This is a genomic window from Sorangium sp. So ce385, from assembly GCF_051474135.1.
Lineage (GTDB): Bacteria > Myxococcota_A > Polyangia > Polyangiales > Polyangiaceae > Sorangium > Sorangium cellulosum_D.
This window is the reverse complement of sequence record NZ_CP150337.1, coordinates 2,192,364-2,214,568: the sequence shown is the minus strand read 5'-3', so window position 1 is coordinate 2,214,568 and position 22,205 is coordinate 2,192,364. Positions and strand designations below refer to the sequence as shown.

Annotated in this window: 17 protein-coding genes; 7 read left to right on the top strand and 10 right to left on the bottom strand. The window is 73.6% G+C overall.

Features of this window, described 5'->3' with window-relative positions; genetic code table 11:
- Positions 1-11: 11 nt before the first annotated feature.
- Positions 12-824 (bottom strand): phosphate/phosphite/phosphonate ABC transporter substrate-binding protein, encoded by an 813-nt coding sequence (locus WME83_RS08135; protein WP_437318688.1) that lies wholly within the window; start codon positions 822-824, stop codon positions 12-14.
- Positions 825-1,246: 422 nt separating this feature from the next.
- On the opposite strand from WME83_RS08135, the gene WME83_RS08130 reads away from it, so the two are divergent.
- Positions 1,247-4,693, top strand: a complete 3,447-nt coding sequence (locus WME83_RS08130) for a POTRA domain-containing protein (protein ID WP_437318687.1) — start codon at positions 1,247-1,249, stop codon at positions 4,691-4,693.
- A gap of 66 nt (positions 4,694-4,759) precedes the next feature.
- Here WME83_RS08130 and WME83_RS08125 read toward each other — a convergent pair whose 3' ends face one another.
- The 5 genes from WME83_RS08125 to trpD form a co-directional block, all read right to left on the bottom strand.
- A complete protein-coding gene (locus WME83_RS08125; RefSeq protein ID WP_437318686.1) occupies positions 4,760-5,149 on the bottom strand; it encodes a hypothetical protein in 390 nt (129 codons plus the stop codon).
- Positions 5,150-5,307: 158 nt separating this feature from the next.
- Positions 5,308-6,132 carry a tryptophan synthase subunit alpha gene (gene trpA, locus WME83_RS08120; RefSeq protein ID WP_437318685.1) on the bottom strand — a complete coding sequence of 275 codons (825 nt, stop codon included), beginning with the start codon at positions 6,130-6,132 and terminating at the stop codon, positions 5,308-5,310.
- Complete coding sequence (gene trpB / locus WME83_RS08115) at positions 6,129-7,322, bottom strand: tryptophan synthase subunit beta (RefSeq protein WP_437318684.1); 1,194 nt, start codon at positions 7,320-7,322, stop codon at positions 6,129-6,131. The genes trpA and trpB overlap by 4 nt, the downstream gene beginning before the upstream one ends.
- A gap of 51 nt (positions 7,323-7,373) precedes the next feature.
- Positions 7,374-8,894: a bifunctional indole-3-glycerol-phosphate synthase TrpC/phosphoribosylanthranilate isomerase TrpF gene (gene trpCF / locus WME83_RS08110; protein WP_437318683.1), complete on the bottom strand. Its 1,521-nt coding sequence runs from the start codon at positions 8,892-8,894 to the stop codon at positions 7,374-7,376.
- Positions 8,887-9,930 carry an anthranilate phosphoribosyltransferase gene (gene trpD, locus WME83_RS08105; protein ID WP_437321974.1) on the bottom strand — a complete coding sequence of 348 codons (1,044 nt, stop codon included), beginning with the start codon at positions 9,928-9,930 and terminating at the stop codon, positions 8,887-8,889. The genes trpCF and trpD overlap by 8 nt, the downstream gene beginning before the upstream one ends.
- A gap of 885 nt (positions 9,931-10,815) precedes the next feature.
- Here trpD and tsaA point away from each other — a divergent pair.
- The gene (tsaA, locus tag WME83_RS08100) at positions 10,816-11,223 is read left to right on the top strand and encodes a tRNA (N6-threonylcarbamoyladenosine(37)-N6)-methyltransferase TrmO (protein ID WP_437318682.1); all 408 of its coding nucleotides are present in this window, start codon (positions 10,816-10,818) and stop codon (positions 11,221-11,223) included.
- Between the two features lie 285 nt (positions 11,224-11,508).
- Positions 11,509-11,982, top strand: a complete 474-nt coding sequence (locus WME83_RS08095) for a response regulator (protein WP_437318681.1) — start codon at positions 11,509-11,511, stop codon at positions 11,980-11,982.
- Between the two features lie 400 nt (positions 11,983-12,382).
- Here WME83_RS08095 and WME83_RS08090 read toward each other — a convergent pair whose 3' ends face one another.
- Complete coding sequence (locus WME83_RS08090; RefSeq protein WP_437318680.1) at positions 12,383-12,970, bottom strand: Uma2 family endonuclease; 588 nt, start codon at positions 12,968-12,970, stop codon at positions 12,383-12,385.
- A 251-nt stretch (positions 12,971-13,221) separates the two neighbouring features.
- On the opposite strand from WME83_RS08090, the gene WME83_RS08085 reads away from it, so the two are divergent.
- The 4 genes from WME83_RS08085 to WME83_RS08070 all read left to right on the top strand — a co-directional run bounded on the left by WME83_RS08085 (position 13,222) and on the right by WME83_RS08070 (position 18,764).
- A complete protein-coding gene (locus WME83_RS08085; RefSeq protein ID WP_437318679.1) occupies positions 13,222-15,651 on the top strand; it encodes a sulfatase in 2,430 nt (809 codons plus the stop codon).
- Between the two features lie 15 nt (positions 15,652-15,666).
- Entirely contained in the window at positions 15,667-16,758 is a 1,092-nt protein-coding gene (locus WME83_RS08080) for a formylglycine-generating enzyme family protein (protein WP_437318678.1), read from the top strand.
- A gap of 90 nt (positions 16,759-16,848) precedes the next feature.
- Positions 16,849-17,463: an SH3 domain-containing protein gene (locus tag WME83_RS08075; RefSeq protein WP_437318677.1), complete on the top strand. Its 615-nt coding sequence runs from the start codon at positions 16,849-16,851 to the stop codon at positions 17,461-17,463.
- Positions 17,460-18,764: a guanine deaminase gene (locus WME83_RS08070; protein ID WP_437318676.1), complete on the top strand. Its 1,305-nt coding sequence runs from the start codon at positions 17,460-17,462 to the stop codon at positions 18,762-18,764. The genes WME83_RS08075 and WME83_RS08070 overlap by 4 nt, the downstream gene beginning before the upstream one ends.
- Here the strand turns inward: WME83_RS08070 and WME83_RS08065 are convergent.
- From WME83_RS08065 to WME83_RS08055, 3 genes are all read right to left on the bottom strand, one after another.
- A complete protein-coding gene (locus WME83_RS08065) occupies positions 18,752-18,940 on the bottom strand; it encodes a hypothetical protein (RefSeq protein WP_437318675.1) in 189 nt (62 codons plus the stop codon). The genes WME83_RS08070 and WME83_RS08065 overlap by 13 nt on opposite strands.
- Before the next feature lie 176 nt (positions 18,941-19,116).
- Positions 19,117-20,436, bottom strand: coding sequence for a hypothetical protein (locus tag WME83_RS08060; RefSeq protein WP_437318674.1), 1,320 nt, complete (start codon positions 20,434-20,436; stop codon positions 19,117-19,119).
- Positions 20,437-20,816: 380 nt separating this feature from the next.
- On the bottom strand, positions 20,817-22,202 hold the full coding sequence (locus WME83_RS08055; protein ID WP_437318673.1) for a CCA tRNA nucleotidyltransferase: 1,386 nt from the start codon (positions 22,200-22,202) through the stop codon (positions 20,817-20,819).
- Positions 22,203-22,205: the final 3 nt, after the last annotated feature.

The window sequence follows — 22,205 nt, the reverse complement described above, 5'->3', positions numbered from 1 at the left end:
GGCGGCGGCCGTCAGGTGGCCGCGGCGAGCGCCGCGGTGGCCGCGTCGAGCGCGCCGTACCGGTCGTCGCGGCCGGACACCCACTGCTTGTGGCCCATGAGCTCGAAGATGCGCCGGTGCTTCGGGTTCTTCCAGGTCATGCCGAGCAGCGCGCGCTGGAACGCCTCGGCCTTCGCCTCGGGCAGCGCCGGCAGCGCGTCGAACATGGCGAAGTCGTAGGCCGGCGTCGTCCAGAGGACGTCGACCCGGCGGAGGTCGATGTGGCCGTTCGCCTGCTCGGCGAGCCACACCGCGTCGCCGACCGCGGCCGCCTGCGCCTTGCCCTCGTGCAGCGCCGCGAGCGCCTGGACCTCGCTCGTCGCGGTGTCCCCGTGCTTGCCGAGGTCCACCTCGAACGGCATGAGCTGGATCTTGTCGACGGCCACCCCCGCCTGCCGGAGGAAGTGGAGCGGCAGGATGCGCGCGTGCGCGGAGTCGGCGCTCCCCACCGCGAGCACCTTGCCCTCGAGGTCGCTGAGCGCGCCGACCGCGGCGTCGCGGCGGACGAGGAGCTTGCTGTGGAAGTCGCGGTCGACCTCGCGCATGGCGAGCGAGCGGGAGCGGCCCTCGGTGTGCCGCTTCACCCGCACGTGGGAGATGGCGCTGTTCCAGGCGACGTCGATGTGCCCGCGGATCAGCGACTCGACCTGGCGCTCGTAGGTAGAGAAGAGCGCGAAATCAATCAGGATTCCATGTTCTCGGAAGTGCTCGCGCAGGCTCTCCCACAGCGTCACCACCTTGAGGTCGTGCGCCACGGCGCCGACCAGCATCGCCAGGTCCTTCATCCGGTGCCTCGCACGGGCGGCGACGCTAGCACGAGGTCCGCCCGTCGAGAGCCCCGCGTCTCGCACATCGGCGCCTCGAGGCGTCGATCCGGTCGGGCCTCGGCCTCCGCGGCGCTGGAGCTCGCGCGCCCCGTGTCGGGGCGCGAACGGGGCGCGGCGACGGGCGGAGGGGGGCGGGCGCGCGGGGGCGGCGCAGGCGCAGGGCGCGCCGGCGACGTCGACGCGCGGGCGGCCTCTTGCCAAAACGCGGCCCAACCGGGCTACGCTGCGCTCCTCGTGCACGCCGGCGGCGGTTCATTTCGTTTTCGTGCCCCGGCGCTCCGCGCCTGATGGCTCGCTTTCGCTCCGTCCTCATTCCCCTGGCGTTCGGCCTTTTGCCGCTCGGTGTGGTCGCCGCCCCTGCGCGCGCCGAAGAGGCGCCCGTGCGCGTGGCCCAGGTGGACGAGGAGGACGCCGGCGGCTCGAACCAGGTTCCGGTCAACCCGGGTCGGGTCAACCCCAACCCCAACCCGGGTCGGGCCAGCAGCCCCAACCCCGGTCAGGTCGACCCGGCCCAGCCGAGCCCCAACCCCGGTCGGGTCAACCCCGGTCAGGTCGACCCGGCCCAGCCGAACCCCAACCCGGGTCAGGTCAACCCGGGTCAGCCCAGCCCCGCGGAGCGCGCCGAGCCCCCGGGCGGCGCCGGCACCGAGGCCGTCGACGTGCCGTCGATCCAGCAGCCGCTCGCCCTCGGAGAGCTCGTCGGCAAGCCGATCGTCCGCATCGACGTCGCCGCGCTGGGCGACCGCTGGGTGATCGTCTCGCCGGTCACCAGCGTCGAGCTCGGGGAGCCGCTCAGCCACGACGCCGCGCGCCGCGCCATGCGCGAGCTGCTCGCCTCCGGCAACTTCGCCCGCGCGTCGGCCGAGGCCTACCTCCTGCCGGACGGCGCCGCGCTCCGGATCGTCGTCGTTCCGCGCCGGCTCATCGCCACCATCCAGATCGCCGGCGGCGCGCTCGATCGGCAGGACACCCTCGAGGCCGCCGGCATCGCCGAGAACGGCGAGATCACCGCCGCCGCGCTCGCCGAGATCGGCCCCCGCGTCCGCGCGTTCTACGCGCAGCACGGCTACCCCGCGGCCGCGGTCACGGTCCGCGCCGTCGACACCGACGATCGGTCGCAGATCGTCCTCGCCCTCGACATCGAGGCCGGCGCCCCGCGCGTCGTCTCCCAGCGCGTCTTCGTCGCCGACCCGCGCGCGCACCGGGAGCTCGGCTCGCTCAAGGAGCGCTACGGCCTCGGCGTCGGCGCCCGCGTCGACGAGCCCGCCCTCGCCGAGGCCGACCGCGAGATGACCGAGCTCCTCCGCCGGAGCGGCTTTCACGACGCCGAGGTCTCCCACCGCGTCCTCGCGGTGGGCCCGAACAACTACCTCTACGTCTACCTCAACCCGGGCGCGCGCATCGTCCCCGCCTTCGACGGCAACCGCGCCTTCGACAACGACGCGCTCGAGGACGCGCTCGGCCTCGGCGAGACCACCGAGACGAAGCCGGACGATCTCGCCGACCGGCTCACCGCGTTCTACGTCGCCCGCGGCTTCCTCGACGCCAAGGTCACCCCGTCGCTCGGCGGCAAGCCGGACGATCCGGTCCGCTACCTGACCTTCACCATCCGCGAGCACGAGCAGGTGCGCGTCACGAAGCGCGTCTTCCCCTGCCTCACCGGCGACCTCGGCCCCGACGACCTCGGCCGCGAGATCGAGAGCTTCCTCGAGGAGGACCTGCCCGGCGCCGACGCCTTCTCGATGCCCGACCCGCGCGGCATCTCGGACCTGTTCGGCCCGACCCGCGGCGCTGGCGGCCGGGCCAAGCCGGTCGAGCTCATCCCGGCGATGACGTACGCGCAGGAGACCTACGAGCGCGCCCTCAAGCACCTGCGCGACCTCTACTTCAGCAAGGGCTACCTGAACGCCGTCGTCGGTCCGGTCTCGGTGCTCCGCGCCACCTGCTCGCGTAGATCGAAGCCGGGCGCCTGCATCCCCGAGCCGGTCACCGAGCGCGTCACGGCCCAGTGCCGCACCGACGCGCTGGGCCTCCCCCTCCCCGAGCCGCCCGTCCCCGCCGCCCTCACCTGCCGGCCCGACCCGGCGCGGCACATCGCGTGCGCCCCCGAGGTGACGCTCCGCATCCCGGTCCACCCCGGTCCGCAGACGCGGCTCTACGATCTCGCCTTCGAGGGGAACAAGGGCTTCTGCGGCCAGCCCGGCCTGGGCGAGCGGGATCGGAATTTCTGCGCCGAGGAGCGGCCGTTCAGCGAGCGCTGGCTCAGCGAGGTCGCGGACCTGAAGGTCGGCCAGCCGCTCTCGACGCTCGACCTCGACGCCGCGCGGCTGCGCATCCTCGATGCCTACCGCGACCTCGGGTACGCGTTCGCCGAGGTCCGCACGGCCATCGAGCCCTCGCCCGACCGCACGCGCGCCCGCGCGCGGTTCATCGTGTCGGAGCGGGATCGGGTGATGGTCACCGGCATCGTCGTCAAGGGCGCCGTCCGGACCGACGAGCAGCTGATCCTCCGCCGCGTGCTGCTCCGCGAGGGCGCGCCGTTCCGGCAGTCGCAGGCCCGCCTGAGCGAGGAGCGCATCGCCACGCTCGGCCCCTTCTCCAGCGTGTCCATCTCGCTGGAGGACCCGGAGGTCCCGCAGAAGAACAAGCGCGTCATCATCCACGTGGTCGAGCAGCTGCCGCAGTACCTGAACCCGCAGATCGGCTTCTCGACCGGCGAGGGCGTGCGCTTCGCCTTCGAGTACGGACACCGCAACATCGGGGGCCTCGCCATCGGCCTCACGATGCGCGTCCAGCTCAGCTACCTGTTCGAGTTCATGGTCGTGGACCCGGCGGCGCGCCGCCACTACCACGAGCTCGACGACGACGATCAGCTGGAGCGACGCAACACGATCTCGGTCACGCTCCCGGACATCGGCCTCGGCCCGCTCGTCAGCCTGTCCCTGTCGGGCATCGACGTGCGCGACAACCAGCTCGACTTCGGCTTCACGAAGCAGGCGCTCATCCCCGCGCTCACCTACCGCCCGCGGCGCGCCGTGACGACGCAGCTCGCCGTCTCGACCGAGCTGAACGACGTCGGCTTCTTCCAGGGCGCCGAGGGCACCGAGAAGCGGGATATCCTCGTTCAGCTGAAGATGCCCGAGGGCCGCACGATCGCCCTGGCGCAGCGGATCGACGCGTCCTGGGACACGCGCGACACCCCCTTCGCCGCGACCCGGGGATTCCTGCTCTCCGGCGGGGTCGAGCACGTCGACGCGTTCGACGTGTTCGCCTCGGACGAGTCCCCGTCGCGCTTCCAGGAGAGCCATTTCCTGCGGTTCACGGGCCGCGTGTCGGGCTACATCCCGCTCGCGCGCCGGGGGCCCGTCCTCGCGATGAGCCTGTCGGGCGGCTACATCCAGCCGCTCGTGGCCAACAGCGGCACGTACCCCGACCGCCTGTTCTTCCTGGGCGGCGTCGACTCGCTCCGCTCGCACCTGGCCGAGTCGCTGTACCCCGAGGACGCGACGAAGGTGCTGGCAGAGCAAGAGGTCTCGACCACCGATATCCCCCGCGGCGGAACGGTGATGGTGAATCCGCGCGTCGAGCTGCGCGTTCCGCTGACCGATCTGCTCCAGCTCGGGTTCTTCCTCGACGCGGGCAACCTCTGGATCCTGCGGGAGAACGTGAACCTCGATCCGCGGCGGCTCCGCTACGGGCTCGGCGCCGGCCTGCGGGTGAATACGCCGATCGGCCCCCTGGCCTTCGACTACGGCTTCAACCTGGACCCGCGCGAAGAGCTCAACGAGATCGACGGCGCCCTCCACTTCTCCGTGGGGCTCTTCTGACAGGCGGCGTCGCGCGCGACGTCTCCGTGGGGCTCTTCTGACAGGCGGCGCCGCGCGCCCGTCAGGTCAGCTCGCCGCCTGCCACGAGAGCCACGCGCGGACGCGCCCCCCGGTGAGCACCTCCACGAGGCGGATCGCCGCGCGGTCGCCGCTGCGCGCCGGCGCGGCGTAGCTCAGGCGGTGGACGGCGCGCAGGCCGAGGGCCGGGATCGCCACGCCGATGGCCAGGTGGGCGCACGCCGGCGTGCCCGCCGGCCACGCGTCGCCGTGGCCGCCCAGCGCGGCCGCGTGGAGCGCGATCGACACGGGGCCGGCCGTGAGGTGAAAGGACGCGGTCGCAGGGGCTCGGTCGGCGTCCGGCGCTGCCAGCAGGGCGACGGCGGCCTCGAGGTGCGCCGCCGCGGCGCCGATGGCCGCCGCGGCGAGGAAGGCAGTCGTGTTCGCGGTGAGCCGCATGGCGATCTCCTGGGCGCGACGGCCATCCTGGAGCTGGCCGCCATGGCGCGGAAGCGACGTGCAGCGAACCGCGCGGCCGCTGCAGGGAGCAGGGCCCGCCCCGCGGCGAGCCGCGCGGCGGACCCTGGCTCGACCACCGGGCTCGACCCGACCGAGGGTCAGCGCGCCGTGGCCGCCTTCATCTCGCGGACGAAGCTCGCGACGGCGCGCGCGGCCGCCTCCGGATCGCCGAGGTTCGCCGCGACCCGCTGCACGACCGCGGACCCGCTGACCACGCCGAACGCGCCAGCGGAGAGGGCGTCGCGCACGTGCTCGGGCTTCGAGATGCCGAACCCGAGGATCGCGGGCGGCGCGCCGAACCGACGCAGCGTCTCGAAGAGCGACCCGTGGCTGAGGCGCAGCTGCTCGTCCGCCCCCGTCACGCCCTTGCGCGTGACGCAGTAGGTGTACGCGGCGGACCGCTCCGCGAGCAGCTCCAGCGTCGACTCCGAGGCGTTGAGCGGCGCGATCAGCACCGGCGCCACGCCCACCGCGCGCGCCGCCGCGACGTAGGGCTCCGACTCCCTCACCGGCACGTCGGCGACGAGCACGCTGTCGACCCCGGCCGCGGCCACCGACGCATAGAAGCCCTTGAGGTCGCGGTGCTTCACCAGGTTCGCGTACGTCAGGATGCCGACCGGCACCTCCGGCGCCTCCGCCCGGAACCGCGAGAGCAGCTCGATGCAGTCGGGCGGCCGCACCCCGGCCGCGAGCGCCCGCACGGCGGCGGCCTGGACCGTCGGGCCGTCCGCGATCGGATCCGAGAACGGGATCCCGACCTCGATCGCGTCCGCGCCGCCCTCCACCGCCGCGCGGAGCAGCCGCGCGCTCGTCGCGAGGTCGGGATCCCCGAGCATCAGGAAGGGGATGAACGCCCCCTCGCCCCGCTGCCGCAGCCGCTCGAATGCGCCATCGTAGCGCGTCTTCACCGCCACCCGACTCATGCCGACCTCCCGGGATCGAGCAGCTTTTGGGCCTGCTCCATGTCCTTGTCTCCGCGGCCCGACAGGTTCACGACGAGCACCGCCTCTCGCCCTGCCTGCGCCGCCTCCGCCGCCATCTTCAGCGCGTGCGCGATCGCGTGCGCCGACTCGAACGCCGGGATGATGCCCTCGCTGCGCGCGAGCCGCTGGAACGCGTCGAGCGCCTCGTCGTCGGTCGCCGCCACGTACGTCGCCCGGCCCGACGTCATGAGGTGCGCGTGCTCCGGCCCGACGCCGGGATAATCGAGGCCCGCCGACACGGAGTGCGTCTCGGCGACCTGCCCGTGCTCGTCCTGGAGGATGTAGGTCTCCGACCCGTGCAGCACGCCCGGCCGGCCCTTGAGCAGCGTCGCGCCGTGCTTGTCGGTCGACAGGCCGTGGCCGGCGGGCTCGACGCCCACGAGCGCCACGCCCTTGTCCGGGATGAACTCCGAGAAGATCCCCATCGCGTTGCTGCCGCCGCCCACGCACGCGACCACCGCGTCGGGCAGGCGCCCCTCGACCTCCAGGATCTGGGCGCGGGCCTCGCGGCCGATCACCCACTGGAAGTCGCGCACGATGGTGGGGAACGGGTGCGGCCCGGCGACCGTCCCGATCAGGTAGTGCGTGTCCTCGTAGCTCTCGGTCCAGTAGCGCAGCGCCTCGTTGAGGGCGTCCTTCAGCGTCTGCGTGCCCGAGCTCACCGGCACCACCTCCGCCCCCATGAGGCGCATCCGGAAGACGTTGAGCCGCTGCCGCTCGACGTCCTTCGCGCCCATGTAGATGCGCGTGGGCATCCCGAGCAGGGCGCCGATCATCGCGGTCGCCACGCCGTGCTGGCCGGCCCCGGTCTCGGCGATCAGCCGCCGCTTGCCCATGCGCCGCGCGAGCAGCCCCTGGCCGAGCGCCTGGTTCGTCTTGTGCGCGCCGCCGTGGAGCAGGTCCTCGCGCTTGAGGTACACCTTCACCCGCGGGTCGCCGGTCAGGTTGCGGCACAGGGTCAGCGGCGTCGGGCGCCCGGCGTAGGTCGTCAGCAAGGCGTTGAACTCCGCCGCGAACGACGGATCGCCGCGCGCCTCCAGGTACGCGCGCTCGAGCTGCTCGAGCGCGGGCACGAGGATCTCCGGGACATAGGCGCCGCCGAAGGCGCCAAAGCGGCCGCTTTGCTGCATGGTGATTGCCTCGATCGTCGATGGTGCGTGGTGCGTTGTGGAAGATGGGGTTCAGGGAGACGCGCGGTCCGCCGGGGCCGCGGGCGCAGGGTCGTGGCGCGAGGGGCCGCGCGCGGCGTCGAACAGCCGCGCGAGCCGCTCGGCGCACTTCTCGCCGGGCGCGCGCTCGACGCCCGAGCTCACGTCGAGCGCCCAGGTCCCCACCCGGCGCGCCGCGGCGATGTTGTCCGGGTTGAGCCCGCCCGCGAGCAGGCTCCGGCCCCGCGCCGGGTGGCCCTCGAGCGCGCTCCACGCGAACGTCCGCCCGGTGCCGCCGCGCGCCTCGGCCGTGCGCGTGTCGAAGACGAGCCGATCGGCGCGGCGCTCGACCTCGGCGCCCGCGCCGGATGCGCCGGCGGCGCCCGGCTGACCCGCCGCGCCCGCGGCGCCCGGCTGACCGGCCGCGCCCGCGGCGCCCGCCGCCTCGCCGGCCGGCGCCATCGGGACCACCTTCCAGACCTCGCACCCCTCCGGGAGCGCGCGCCGCACCCCCTCGACGTACGCGGCGTCCTCGTCGCCGTGCAGCTGCACGGCGCGGAGCCCGAGCGCGCGCGCCGTATCGGCGACGAAGTCCGCGGGTTGATTCAGGAAGACGCCGACGAACGGCAGCCCCGCGGCGGTGGCGATCGCGATCTCGGCCTGCTCGCGCGTCACCCGCCGCGGCGAGGCCTCGGCGAAGATGAGGCCGCCGAAGCGGGCCCCGAGCCGCTCCACCTCGCGCGCGTCCCCGGGCCGGGTCAGGCCGCAGACCTTCACCCTGCCGTTCACCAGCGCGCGCGCGGCGTCGGCGATGTCGGGGCTGCGCATGAGCGAGGTGCCGACGAGGAATCCATCGACCGAGGGCGCGAGCCGCTCCACGTGAGCGCGCGACTCGACGCCCGACTCGGCGATGACGATCCGGTCGCGCGGCACGCGCGGGGCGAGCCGCTCCGAGACGGCGAGATCGACCTTGAGCGTCTTGAGATCGCGGTTGTTGATCCCGATCACGGGCGCGGGCAGCGCGAGCGCGCGGTCGAGCTCCGCCTCGTCGTGGACCTCGACGAGGCAGTCCATGCCGAGCGCCTCGGCGGCGCCCAGACAGAGGAGCGCGGTCGCGTCGTCGAGCACCGACAACATGAGCAGGATCGCGTCCGCGCCGTGCGCCCGCGCCTCGACCACCTGGTAGGGGCTCACGACGAAGTCCTTGCAGAGGATCGGGACGTCCAGGACCGCGCGCACGGCCTGGAGGATCTCGAAGCTGCCCTGGAAGAAGGGCTCATCGGTCAGCACGCTCACCGCGTCCGCGACGCCGTAGTAGGCGGCGGCGACGGCGTGCGGGTCGAAGTCCGGCCGGATCAGGCCCTCGGACGGGGAGGCCTTCTTGCACTCCAGGATGAACCGCGCCCCCGGCGCGGAGAGCGCGCGCCGGAGGCTCCGCGAGGTGGGCGGGGCGTTCGCCCTGAGGTTGGCGAGCGGGGTGCGCCGCTCGCGCTCTGCCACGTCCGCCCGCTTCCGCTCCACGATGCGCGCGAGCACATTGCCTTGTTCAGCCATGATTCGCCTCCTTGCGCGCTTCTTGAGACGCCTCCCGGCTCAGCGCCACGAAGCGCGCGAGCCGCTCGGCCGCGCGGCCCGAGCTCAGCGCCTCGAGCGCGGAGGCCGTCCCTTCGCGCAGGCTGTCGGCGCGCCCGCCGATCCAGAGCAGCGCCCCCGCGTTGATGGCGACGGCCTCGCGGTGCGCCCGCTCGCCGCGGCCGGCGAGCAGGTCGCGGAGCCACGCCGCGTTCTCCGCCGGGCCGGCGCCCCGGAGCGCCTCGGGCGGCGCGGGCGAGACCCCGGCGTCCGCCGGGTCGATCGTGAGCTCCTCGACGACCCCGTCGCGGAGCCGCGCCGCGCGGGTCGGCGCGTGCAGGGCGATCTCGTCGAGGCCTCCGCCGTGCACGACGAGCGCGGCCTGACAGCCGAGCATCCCGAGCGTGCGGGCGGCGTGGCCGACGAGCTCCGGGTCGTAGATGCCCATCACCTGGATCGGCGGCGCGCTCGGGTTCACGAGGGGGCCGAGCAGGTTCATGATCGTGCGCACCTTGAGGGCGCGGCGCACCGGCATCGCGTGGCGCATGCCCGCGTGGTACTGCGGCGCGAAGAGGAAGCAGAAGCCGACCTCGTCGAGCGCGCGGCGCGAGACCTCGGCCGGCGGGTCGAGCCGGGCGCCGAGCGCCTCGAGGACGTCGGCCGAGCCGCACTGGGACGAGACCGAGCGGTTGCCGTGCTTGGCCACCGGCAGCCCGCCTTCGGCGGCCACGAACGCCACGGCGGTCGACACGTTGACGGTGCACTGCCCATCTCCGCCGGTGCCGCAGCAGTCGGCGTACGCGTAGGCCGGCCGCGCGAACGGCGCCGCGGCACCCCGGAGCGCGCGCGCGGCGCCCGCGACCTCGACGGGTGTCTCGCCCTTCGCCTTGAGCGCGACCAGCAGCGCGGAGAGCTCGATCTCGCTCAGCGCTCCCGCGAACGCGTCGCGAAACAGCGCCTCCGCCTGCTCGGCGGAGAGGTCCACCCCCGCGCAGAGCGCGTCGATCACTGCATGCATCATGCTTCGCTCCTCATGTTCACGGTCGTTCCGGCAGACACTGCTCCTCGGGATTCGAGCGTCGGACGGCGGCGCCCTGCATAGCGGACAAAAACGAAAAGGCCCACCGTTGTTCGGCGGGCCCTCTTTCTTCTTTCTTCAGGTCGGCCTCCCCGGAGGGAGGCGCGTTACCCGTCGCTAGGGCCCGCCTTGGTACAACACCAGCGCCACCAGCGCAGCCCGGCCCCGCGCGAGCTCACGTGGGCGGCCCCGCGCGGCCGGGCTGCGCCGAGGACGAAGGCCTCGGAGCCGGAGCGAGCGGAGGACGCGGCGAGCGCGCTGGGCATGCGGGGAACATAGCTTGCGGTCGCGCGGGGGGTCAAGCGGGTTCGCGGCGGTTTCCGCTTCGCTGGTTCTGCCGGTCTTGTCTGTCGACCCGCCCGTCTCCCGCCGGGCTGCTGCCTTCCCGCGCGCGCTCTGTATACCCAGCGGCGCGACGGACGTCCGTGGGGTCCGGCGCGGGCGCGCGAGACAGCTCCCGTCGGGGACGTGGTGGATGCGCGCGTTTCACGGCGCCGCGGTGGCCGAGGCCTGCTCACGAGGCGGTCGTCGCGCAGCAGCGCTGCACGGCGCGGTGATGATGAACGGGCGATGACGCGACGTCGCCCCATCACGCGCGCAGAAGACGGGAAGCGCCGACGCCATTCGCACGTGCCCATCGAGCAGATACAACGCTCGTCGGGATCCATCGAACACAGACCGGCGAACCACCGAGACGACCGAAACACGCTCGGTCTCTTCAAAGCGACTACGCAGCTCGATGGTCGACACCGTTGCGGTTGGCCGATTCGGATTGACATCCTCGAGCCGCCTCGCTTCCCTCCCTGGGACATGAGCACCGTGGCGATGGAAGCGGCGTCCGTCGAAGCTCGATTGCGTCCGATCGGCGTGATCCGGTCCGCGCTCAAGGGCCGCGCCGAGGCGCCCAGGCAGGGCTCGGAGGGCGCGCCCGATGCCTGGGTCGAGGTGCATTCGTGGGCGGCGGAGGCGCTGAAAGGGCTCGTCGCCGGCGACGAGATCCTCCTCATCACGTGGCTTCACGAGGCGCGCCGCGACGTCCTCCAGGTCCACCCGCGCTCTGACCCGAGCAACCCGCTCACAGGCGTCTTCGCGACGCGATCGCCGGACCGACCGAACCCGCTCGGCCTCCACCCCGTCGTCGTGCGCGCCATCGAAGGCGACCGCCTCCGCGTCGGGCCCATCGAGGCCATCGACGGAACGCCGGTCGTCGACATCAAGCCGGTCCTGAAGTGAGGGGCCGCACGTCGAACGCACCTCGTGCCCGATCGACCTCCAGCTGGGCGCGAGCGTCGAGAGCCGCGAGCTTGCCGCCCGGCGCCCGCGATCGACCGGCGCCGTCGGCTCCGTCGCGTCGACCGTGACGGCCGGTCCACGCAGGGCGTCCCGAACCTCCCCGGGTGGGGCAAAACTCCCCTGGTCAGGCCGGCTCCTGGGCCCTGACGGCACGAGGCATACGACGTGCAGTGCGCGTGCTCGCCGGCCTCGTCGGCACGGGATGGCTGGCGGAAGGAGCTGTGCATGAGCCTCATCGACCCGTGGGTCGGCGATCCGCCGCCCCCTCCGCCCGCCGACCGGTACGGCGCGGGCTGCCGGGTGCTCGTGGCCGAGGATGACGACGAGATGCGGGCGCTGCTGGCGTCCACGTTGAAGTGTGACGGCTTCGAGGTCGTCGAGGCGAAGAACGGCCTGGAGCTCCTCGATTACCTCCTCCCCTGGTTCTCTGGCCGGGATCCGCCTGCGCACGTGGACGCGATCGTCAGCGACATCCAGATGCCGTGCTTCACGGGCATGGAGGTGCTCGCGGGCCTGTCCGCGGTGCGGCGCCGGCCGCCCATCGTCCTGATCACCGCCTTCGGCGAGAGCTCCACCCACGCGCTGGCGCGCTCCCTCGGCGCCGCCGCGGTGCTCGACAAACCGTTCGACCTCGACGCGCTGCGCGGGGTGATGAGCCGGGTGATCGCGGCGCGGCCGGCGCCGGACGACCCGGGTTGAGGTCCCCGACCCGGGTTGAGGTCCCGACCCGGGTTGAGGTCCCGACCCGGGTTGAGGTCCCGACCCGGGTTGAGGTCCCCGACCCGGGTTGAGGTCCCGACCCGGGTTGAGGTCCCGACCCGGGTTGAGCGCCCCGACCCGGGTTGAGCGCCCCGACCCGGGTTGAGGTCCCGACCCGGGTTGAGCGCCCCGACCCGGGTTGAGGTCCCCGACCCGGGTTGAGCGCCCCGACCCGGGTTGAGCGCCCCGACCCGGGTTGAGCTCCCGACCCGGGTTGAGCGCCCCGACCCGGGTTGAGCGCCCCGACCCAGGTTGAGGTCCCCGACCCGGGTTGAGCGCCCCGACCCGGGTTGAGCGCCCCGCTCCCTGCCTCGTCGAAGCGCCCGACCCGACGGCCGAGCTACTCCTCGTCCGGGTCGTCCCCGAAGAGCACGCCGACGGGCCACGCGATCGCGTCGAACGGCTCTGCCCTGACCCGCTCGCCCCGCTCCGCCGTGAGCACGTTCAGATACCCGCCCTCCGTCCAGCGAAGCACGGTGAGCACCTCGTTCATGGGATCCACGATCCAGCAATGGGGCACCTGGCATCGGTGGTACGTGCGCTGCTTCTTCACGACATCGTTGCGCGCGTTCGATGCGCTCAGCACCTCGCCGACCCAGTCGGGACGCACCAGGATCGGCGTCTTCTCGGGCAGCTCGGGGAGCCGCTCGCGCCGCCAGCCCCCCACGTCCGGACGGTAGACTTCGTGCTCCTCGAGCTCCACCTCGACCTCGGTGGCGAACCACCACCCTCCGGGCCAGCGCCCTCCCGGCCGACGGTTGTAGGGTCGGAACACCATCCCGGCGAGCGACGCCTGGGCCCCGCCGTGCTTCGGCGAGGGCATCGCCTTCGGGACGAGCTCGCCGTCGACGATCTCGTGAAACCGCTGCGCCTCGGGGATGGCCAGCAGGTCCGCGATCGTGGCGAGCTTGCGCGCAGGGAGCGGCACGGCTCCGCCATGGTGCCGCAGCTGCCCGCAGCCCGCCAGCGCGCCTGCGCGCCTGCGCCCGGCGCCGCGCGGGCCCCGGCGCGACGCTCTAGCGCGCCCCTCCCCGCCGCCCCCAGCCCATCCGCTCCCGCAGGATACTTTCCGGTTCCGTGCACCGATGGTAGGCCCCCGTTCTGCAGGGCGCACGACCTCGCGGCCAGGCGCGACAGGCCCTCGCGAGGCGCCCGCGCGGCCCTCCCCCCAGTGTGCCCATGATCACCGCCGAACCAGGTCCCCCGCCGCCGAGCGCCGCCGGCGCCCACGACAGCGTCCCGCCGCGATCCCCGAGCGGCCCGCCCGCCCGCCCGAGCGCGCCGCCGGCGCGGTCCGCCCCCCCGCCGGCGCGGTCCGCCCCCCCGCCGCCGCGCCGCAGCGCCTGGACCACCCGCCTCGGCGAGGCCTGCGTGCTCGGCCTCGGCGTCGCGTCGCTCTCCGCGGTCCCGACCGCGCTGCGCACCGCCCGCGCCGGCGCGTCGTTCCTCGACGGGCTCCTCGTCGGCACCGCGGTCCTGCTCCCGCTCGTCACGCTCGCGATCATCCTCTCGCGCGCCGCCGGCCGCGGCTTCCGCGGCATCGTCGGCGCGGGCGGCGAGCGCCTCGCGGTCCTCCGCGTCGCGCTGTGGATCGGCGTCGCCGTGCCCGTGCTCGCCGCGCTCGCCGCCCTCCTCAAGGCGACGACCCACCACCGCGGCCTCGCCGGCGCGACCTTCGGCGTCCTCGGCCTCGCCGGCGTCGCCGCCGCGGCGCTCCTCACCCAGCGCCTCGTCGCGCTCGGCGACCGCCTCGCCGCCCGCGGCGTGAAGCCGTGGATCCTCGCCGTCGCCGGCGCCGCCATCGGCGCCCTCCCCCTCGTCGCCGCCTTCGCGCCGCTCGCCGCCTTCGCCGGCAGCACCGCCGGCGACGCCGGCGCCGCCGTGCGCGCCGCCATCGTCGACGGCGCCATCGCGCTCGTGGCGACCGCGCTCGTCTCCAGCGTCGACCTCAGCGCCGCGGTCGGCCGCGTCGCCGGCCTCGCAGGCGTCCCGCTCGCCGCCCTGGTCCTCATGACCGCGACCGCCCGGGTCGAGTCGTTCCCCGCGCTCGGCCAGGCCGTCCGCGCCGGCGGCGGCCTCGCGGCCACCCTCTTCGGCGCGCTCGAGCGGTGGACCGACCGCGACGGCGACGGGATGGGCGCGCACTTCGGCGGCCTCGACTGCGACGAGGGCGACCCCACGCGGTACCACGGCGCGCCGGACATCCCGGGCGACGGCATCGACCAGGGTTGCGGCGCTGCGGCCCAGGGCGACGCCTCCCGGCCCGCCCGGGCGGTCGCGGGCCTCCCTGCCCCTGCCAGCGCCCCGCCGGCCGCTCCCGCCGCGCCGGCGCGCGCCGCCGCCGCGCCCGCGGCGCGCGACGATGGCGGCGCGGTCGTCCCGGCCGTCCTGACCAGGACCACCGCCCCCGCCGCCGCCGTGGTGGCCGCCACCGCCGCCGCGGCCCCCGCCACCGCCACCGCAGCCCCCGCCACCGCCACCGCGGCCCCCGCCGCCGCCGCGACGTCCGCGCCGGGGCGCCCCGACATCCTCCTCGTCACCCTCGACACGGTGCGCGCCGACCACACGTCGGCGTACGGCTACGCCCGCGACACGAGCCCGCGGCTCGCCCAGCTCGCGGCCCGCGGCGTGCTGTTCGAGCGCGCCTATGCCGCCTCGAGCGAGACGCAGCGGGCCATCGCGCCCCTCGTCACCGGCCGCCGCCTCAACCGGGCGGCGCGCGACCGCCGTGCGTGGCCGACGCTGCTGCCCGAGAACGACACCCTCGCCGAGCGCATGAAGCGCGCCGGCTACCTCACCGCCGCGGTCAGCTCGTTCACGTGGATCAGCCAGGAGCGCGGCTTCGACCAGGGGTTCGACCGCTTCGAGACCGTCTACGGCGAGGCCCACCCCGAGCGCGAGGCGACCGGCCACCTCGCCGTCAAGAAGGCCATCGAGCTCCTCGACGGCTACGCCCAGCGCGCCCAGCCGGTCTTCCTCTGGCTCCACCTCTTCGACGCCCACGAGCGCTACCTCAGCCACCCCGGCATCCGCTTCGGCGCCGGCAGGACGGCCGCCTACGACGGCGAGATCGCCTACGTCGACCGGCAGCTCGGCGCCCTGCTCGACGCCGTGGCCAGCGGCCCCCGCGCCGGCCGCACCGCGATCATCGTCCACGGCGCGCAGGGCGAGGGCCTCGGCGAGCACGCCTCCGTCGGCCACGGGGTCGAGCTCTACGAGGAGGCGATCCGCGTCCCCCTCGTCGTCGCCCTCCCCGGCGCCGCGCCCGGCCGCTACCCGCACCCGGTGAGCACGATCGACATCGCGCCCACCGTCCTCGATCTCGGCGGCGCGGACGCCGCGGCCGTCGAGGGCGGCTCCCTCGCCGCCATCGCCGCCGGCGCGGACCGCGCGCCCCGCGGACCGGTGTTCGCCCGCACCGCCCGCCGCGCGGCGGTCGTCGACGGTCACCTCAAGCTCCTCGTCCTCAAGCGCAAGAAGCGCGACCGGATGCTCCTGTTCGATCTCGAGAGCGATCCCCGCGAGACCCGCGACCTGTCCGAGGAGCGCGAGGGCGACGTGGCGCGGCTTCGTGAAAAGTTGTCTGCCTTCGAGTCCCCCGCGCAGTAATCTACGCGAGGGAGCATGCACAGGTACGCCCACTCGCCGCGGAAGCCCGCGCCCCCCCGCGCGAGGGCGCTGCGCGCTGCCGTCGCCGCCGGCTTCGCGCTGGGCGTCGCCGGCCTCGCGCTGCTCGTGCTGCGGCTCGCCGAGGCGCCGGCCGTGCCGCCGACGCTCGCCACGGGCGCGATCACGGGCGCGCTGCCGCGCCGGCTCCGGTTCGAGTGGCGCCTCGTGCGCGACCGCCACTGGCAGATCGCGTCGTCCCCCGCCGAGTCGCGCGAGGCCACCGACCAGCTCGAGGGCAACCGCGGCGTCTGTCCGACGGGCATGGTCGAGGTCTCCGGCCTCATGAAGCTCGACCCCACGCCGAAGGCCCAGGGCGACCTGCGCTCCATCGACGAGATGCAGCGGACGACCTGCAAACACTGGATCAGCCGGGATTACCCGGAACGGTGCGCGGAGTTCGATCGCGAAACGTGGCTCGCGATGTCGAGCAATCTCGACACGAAGCCGATGCATTTCTGCATCGATCGCTACGAGTACCCCAACCAGAAGGGTGTCTATCCGTTCATCCTCGTCTCGTTCTACGAGGCGGGCGAGCTCTGCGCCGAGGAGGGCAAGCGCCTCTGCGACGAGGCCGAGTGGACCTTCGCCTGCGAAGGTGAGGAGGCGCGCCCCTACCCGTACGGTTACGTCCGCGACCCGGAAGCGTGCGTCGTCGACCAGCCGTGGCGCGCGTTCATCGAGACCGCGCTGCGCCCGCGGGGCGGCCCTGCCGCCATGGCCGAGATGGATCGGCTCTGGCAGGGGATGCCGTCCGGCGTCCAGCCCCGCTGCCGGAGCCCCTTCGGCGTCTACGACATGACCGGCAACATCGACGAGTGGACCCGTTCCGTCCGCGAAGGCGAGCGCCCCTCCATCCTGAAGGGCGGCTACTGGGGCCCGGTCCGCACGCGCTGCCGCCCCTCGACCCGCTCGCACGACGAGAACCACATGTTTTACCAGCAGGGCTTCCGCTGCTGCGCGGACCCGGGCGCCGCGGGCGCCGCGCCGGCCGACCGCGCCGCCTCGGGCGACCCTGCCGCCGCCCCGCTGCCGCGCGAGCTCCGCTGACGCGCTCGCCGGCCGGCGGATCCTCGGCCGCGGCGTCGCGCGCCGCCGCGCAGTCGACCGCGCTGGCCGCAGCGCGTATCCTCTGCGCTGATGGACGATTCCCCCGCCGGACAGGGTGCCTCTCCCGGCTCCCGCGACGTGCGCGCCGCGCACGCCGGCACGCGCCTCGCCGCCCGGGCGGAGCCGCCGCCGGGCGCCGCGCCCGCGCCGCCGCGCGCGCGCCGGCTCGATCGGCTGACCGGGCTCGCGCTCTTCGCCGCCACCGCCGTCGCGGCGCTCCCGACGGCGCCGATCGTGCTGCGCGCCCTCGCCGACGATCGCTCGCCGGTGCAGAGCGCCGGCCGGTTCGCGCACCTCCTGGAGGGGCGCTCCCCGGCGGCGGGTCGCGCGCAGGCCCGCGCCCGCTTCCCCTTCGATGACGACCCTGGCGCCGACGAGCCGCGGTCGCCGCACGACGACGGCCCTGCCGGCGGCGACGAGGAGGACGATCCGGACGCGCCCGCGCGCCTCCAGGCGGGCATCGCCGCGCGCAGCATCACGCTGCTCGAGGAGCCGCGGGCGGACGGCGCCCGCATCGGCGCCGTCGCCGCGGGGGAGCTGGTGATGGTCATGCGCGAGTCGGGCGCGTGGGCGCTCGTCATGAAGCACGACGGGGGCAACATGGTCATGGGCTGGGCGCGCCGGAGCGAGATCGCCATCCGATGAGCGCGCGGCCGCCGGAGTCGCCGCGCGCCTACCGCGGTCGCCTGCTCACCCCGCTCGCCGGCTCGTCCAACGGCCATCGGCTCCGTTACCTGGACGACGCGTTGCTCGTGGTCGGCAGCGACGGTCGGATCGTGGAGGCAGCGCCGTTCGCCCCGGGCGCCTTCCGCGGGCCGGTGCTGGACTTGCGGCCGTCGGTGTTGATGCCGGGCTTCATCGACGCGCACGTCCATTTCCCGCAGACGCGCATCATCGGCAGCGCCAGCGGCTCGCTGCTCGACTGGCTGGAGCGGTCGGTCTTCCCCGAGGAGGCGCGCTTCCGCGACGACGGCTATGCCGCGCTCGTCGCGGGCGAGTTCACGGCGCGCCTCATCGCGTCGGGCACGACGACGTGCGTGGCCTTCTCCAGCTCGTGCGCCGGCGCGACCGACCAGCTCTTCGACGCCCTCTCGCGCGCTGGCCTGCGCGGCATCGCTGGCCTCACGCTCATGGACCAGAACTGCCCCGAGGCGCTCTGCGTCCCTCGCGACGACGCGATCGCGATGGCCCGGGAGCTCGTGCAGCGCTGGCACGGCGCGGGCGGCGGGCTGCTCGAGTTCGCGATCACCCCTCGCTTCGCGCTGTCGTGCTCGCGCGGGCTGATGGAGGCGGCCGCGCTCCTCGCGCACGATCACGACCTCCTCGTGCAGACGCACGTCGCCGAGACGCCCGCCGAGGGCGAGGCCACGCTGCGCGAGCACCCGTGGGCGCGCGATTACATCGACGTCTACGACCGCGTCGGCCTGCTCACCGGGCGCGCCTTGCTCGCGCACGGCATCCACCTCACGCCGCGCGAGTGGGACCGCCTCGCCGAGACCCGCTCGTCGGTCGTCCACTGCCCCGACTCGAACTTCTTCCTGGGCAGCGGCCGCATGCGCCTCGGCGACGCGCGCGCCCGCGCGGTCTCGGTCGGCCTGGGCAGCGACGTCGGCGCCGGGCGCAGCTTCGACATGCGCCGCAGCATGTCGAGCGCCTTCGACAATGCCCTCTGCCTGGGCGACCGCCTCCTCCCGTCCGCGCTCTTCGTCATGGCCACGCAGGGCACGGCCGACGCCATCGGGCTCGGCCGCGTCATCGGCAGCCTCGAGGCCGGCAAGGAAGCCGACTTCATCGCCGTCCGTTTCCCCGAGCATCTCCTCGGCGAGGCGGACCTGCTGAATCACCTCGTCTTCGCCCCCGAGACCGCCGCGGTCCACCGCGCCTTCGTCCGCGGCCGCCCCGTCCACCTCCGCCGCCCCGGAGCTCCCTCTCATCATTCATCGTAGGCGTCCGTGGATGCCTCGTAGACCTCGAGCTCCCACACGAGGATCTCGAAATCGCGGCGCAGGATGTACCGTGCCCCGTCGTCCCCGCGCACCTTGAAGTAGTGGTGATCGCCCCCTGGCCACCGGTCGAGGATCTCGGTCACCCGCACGCGGCGCTCCCCCAGGGTGAACGCCACGGGCTCCTCGCTTCCGCCGTGGCCAGCACGGCACGCCACATCGACCCGCATCTGCCTTCGCAGGGTAGCAGGCCCGTGCGCCCGGCTCCCGCGATCCGCCGCGCCGGCGCTCGCCGGCCGGGCGATGCCTCGGACCGGCGCTCCCGGCGCGATGCGCTCGGGAGCGCCTCCTCGCTTCAGTTGGGGTTGACCGAGCAGCCGTAGAGCAGGTTCATGCCCGCCGTGTTGTCCTGGACCGCCATGGCGCACGTGTCCGGGCACAGCCGGATGATGCCCTCTTCGATGTAGAAGGACATCGGCTTGCACTCCTCGGGGGTCTTCACCTGAGAGAAGGTCTGCTTCTGCCCGCCGTTGCTCGGCGTGAACTCGATCTGCACCGTCTCCAGATCGATCGAGTGCCCGCCTGGCGCCTTGGGCACCTCGATCTCGCACGACAGCTTCGCGCCCGAGATCACGCTGTCGGCGATCGCCTGGAACACGGCGTCGTAGGTGTCGTCCTGGTTGATCGGGTATCGCAGCCCTCCGGTCATCACGCTGAGCGTCTGGTACGTCGTCCCGGGGTCGACCGAGCCGGGCCGGCACTGCTCCCAGGTGACGGGCTCCTCCGGCGGCCAGGGCTCGGTCGGCGGCGTGTTCTCCACGATGCCCACGAAGCTGAAGAACATGTAGTTGCGCGCGCTCGGCGTGCCGAAGTACTCGGGCGCGATCGCCATCAGGGCCGCGTCGAAGGTCTCCGCCGACTTGGTGCCTCCGGCCAAGGTCGCCATGTCATCGTCGTCGACGTCTTTGAGCTCGATGTCGCCGTCGTCGGTCTTCGCGGGGTCCGCGCCGAGCGAGATCGTCGAGCAGTCGACGCCGTCGTCGGTGATCTCGACGAACACCTTGAGCGAGTCCGGCCGCAGCCACTGCGACCACCCGGGCGAGGTGGTCTCTCCCTTGGGCGGGGTCGCGCCCTTCAGGGTGTCGATGGCGAGACAGAGCGAGTTGAGGCTGCTGACCTCCAGGCTGTACTGGTAGAAGTGCGGCGGGTTGGTGTTCGGGGCCGTCGGGACCGGCGAACAGCTCCCGCTGCCGAGCGGCGCCTCGATGCAGACCGACTGCTCCAGCTCTGAGCTGCCGTGCTTCGAGATCATGATGACGCGGTAATCGATGCCGCTCCGCTCGATGATCGAGGCGAAGTTCTGGTTGATGTTCCGCTGGACGCTGTTGATCTCGTCCGTCATGCTCTCAGAGTTGTCGATGATGAAGATGATGTCGGCAGGCCGCTGCTCGTAATCGGCCTGCAGCTTCGTCGCGACACACGCGGTGTCCTCGTTGAGCGACGCGTCCCCGGTCCCTCCATCGAACTGGAACCCGCCGCCGTCCCCGATCCCGCTCCCGGTCGTATCGTCGCCCCCGCCGCCGCTGCCGCTGCCAGAGCCGTTGTTGCCGGAGCTCGCCTCACCACCCCCGCCGGAGCATCCACCGATGGATGCCGCCGCCGCAAGCAAACCCAAACCAATCAGCCCAACAAGCGTCTTCGTCGAGAGCTTCAAAATGGACCTCCCAATGGGGGGCGCGACAGTGCGCAGCAACGGATGTTACACGAGACACGTCCGGATGGATGCGATCGGCATGAAATAATCGAGGCTGACGGCAGGTAGACAACCGACCACCGTTGTCGGCTCATGTACCTTGTCTGCGACCGATGGACTCGCGATCTGGGACAGGCTGCCCTAAGGAGCGAGGAGATGGCCGAGCGCGGGTGAACGGGCGCGACGCGCGACAAGGAGGGTCCGCGCGTCCCGTCGATACCACCCTCGTGCACACGCGACGCGCGCCGAGCAGGCCAGAGCAGGCCCGGGCAGCCTCGTCGACAACTCCCCCCTGACGACCCTTACGCGCCCGCCCCCTTCGCGGCGACGAGCTCCCGCGCCGCCGCGAGCAGCCGCTCGGGCGTGTTCGCCTCGGGCTCCTCGGTCACGAGCTCGACGAGCCGCTCCAGGATCTCCCCCACGAGCCTGCTCGGCGCGATGCCGAGCTCCTTCATCAGCACGCTGCCGTTCACCGCGAGATCCTTGGCCGACAGCGCCGCGCCCGCGGCGAGCATCGCCTCCACCCGCGCCCGGAGCCGCCCGATCGTCGCGATGTCCTCGGTCACCTCGCGCCCCTTGCCGAGCGCGTCGGCGACGCCGATCTCGTAGAGATCCGGCGCGAGCGCCGGTGTCACCCGCCGCAGCCACCGCCGCACCGCGGCGTCGGTCCACGAGTCGTCGTAGCAGATCAAGTGGTGACGGATGAGCGCCACGATCCGCGCCCGCTCGTCGTTGGAGAAGCGCAGCCGCGACAGGATCGGCTCGGCCATCTCGGCGCCGACCCGCTCGTGCTCGTAGAACGTGTAGTCGTGGGTCTTGTCCGAGAACTCGCGCGTCCTCGGCTTGCCGATGTCGTGCATCAGCGCCGCCACGCGGAGGATCGGATCCGGCTTGCACGCGTCGAGGCAGGCCATCGCGTGCCCCCACACGTCGTACGCGTGCCAGCGGTTCTGCTCGCACCCGACCGACTCCATCATCTCCGGGCAGGTGATCCCGAGCAGCTCCGTGCGCCGCATGATCTCGAACGCCACGCTCGGGCGGCGCGCGCGCATCGCCTTGAGCCACTCGTCGCGCACCCGCTCCGCGCTCACGCAGCGGAACGTCTGGTGCGACCGCGCGGTGCCCATGGCGCGCTCGGTCTCGGGATCGAGCGCCCCCTCCAGGGTCGCCGCGAACCGCGCCGCGCGCAGCACCCGCAGCCCGTCCTCGGCGAAGCGCTCGCCCGGATCCCCCACCGCGCGGATGACCTTCGCCTCGAGATCCCGCTGCCCGCCGAACGGATCGATGAGGTGCCCGTCGACCGGATCGAGCGCGATGGCGTTCATGGTGAAGTCCCGCCGCGCGAGATCGGCCGTGATGTCGTCCACGAACTCGACCCGGTCCGGCCGCCGCCCGTCGCTGTAGGTCCCGTCGCCCCGCAGCGTCGTGACCTCGTACGGCACGCCGCGCACCATGACGGTCACGGTCCCGTGCTGGATCCCGGTCGGGATCACCTTCCGGAACGCGGCCATGACCTCCTCCGGCCGCGCGTCGGTCGCGACGTCCCAGTCCTTGGCGGGCTCGCCCCGGAGCAGGTCGCGCACGCAGCCGCCGACGATCCAGCCGCGCTTGCCGCGCTCGCGGAGGCGGCGACAGATGCCGAGCACATCCTCGGGGACGAGGTCGATGAGGTGAGCTATCTGGGTCACCCC

Excerpts from the sequence above, each read along its gene's own strand:
- trpA (WP_437318685.1), bottom strand. The coding sequence starts at position 6,132 with ATGAGTCGGGTGGCGGTGAAGACGCGCTACGATGGCGCATTCGAGCGG.
- WME83_RS08075 (WP_437318677.1), top strand. The coding sequence starts at position 16,849 with ATGGACGATTCCCCCGCCGGACAGGGTGCCTCTCCCGGCTCCCGCGAC.
- WME83_RS08080 (WP_437318678.1), top strand. The coding sequence starts at position 15,667 with ATGCACAGGTACGCCCACTCGCCGCGGAAGCCCGCGCCCCCCCGCGCG.
- tsaA (WP_437318682.1), top strand. The coding sequence starts at position 10,816 with ATGGAAGCGGCGTCCGTCGAAGCTCGATTGCGTCCGATCGGCGTGATC.
- WME83_RS08135 (WP_437318688.1), bottom strand. The coding sequence starts at position 824 with ATGAAGGACCTGGCGATGCTGGTCGGCGCCGTGGCGCACGACCTCAAG.
- trpB (WP_437318684.1), bottom strand. The coding sequence starts at position 7,322 with ATGCAGCAAAGCGGCCGCTTTGGCGCCTTCGGCGGCGCCTATGTCCCG.
- WME83_RS08095 (WP_437318681.1), top strand. The coding sequence starts at position 11,509 with ATGAGCCTCATCGACCCGTGGGTCGGCGATCCGCCGCCCCCTCCGCCC.
- WME83_RS08070 (WP_437318676.1), top strand. The coding sequence starts at position 17,460 with ATGAGCGCGCGGCCGCCGGAGTCGCCGCGCGCCTACCGCGGTCGCCTG.
- trpCF (WP_437318683.1), bottom strand. The coding sequence starts at position 8,894 with ATGGCTGAACAAGGCAATGTGCTCGCGCGCATCGTGGAGCGGAAGCGG.
- trpD (WP_437321974.1), bottom strand. The coding sequence starts at position 9,930 with ATGCATGCAGTGATCGACGCGCTCTGCGCGGGGGTGGACCTCTCCGCC.
- WME83_RS08125 (WP_437318686.1), bottom strand. The coding sequence starts at position 5,149 with ATGCGGCTCACCGCGAACACGACTGCCTTCCTCGCCGCGGCGGCCATC.
- WME83_RS08085 (WP_437318679.1), top strand. The coding sequence starts at position 13,222 with ATGATCACCGCCGAACCAGGTCCCCCGCCGCCGAGCGCCGCCGGCGCC.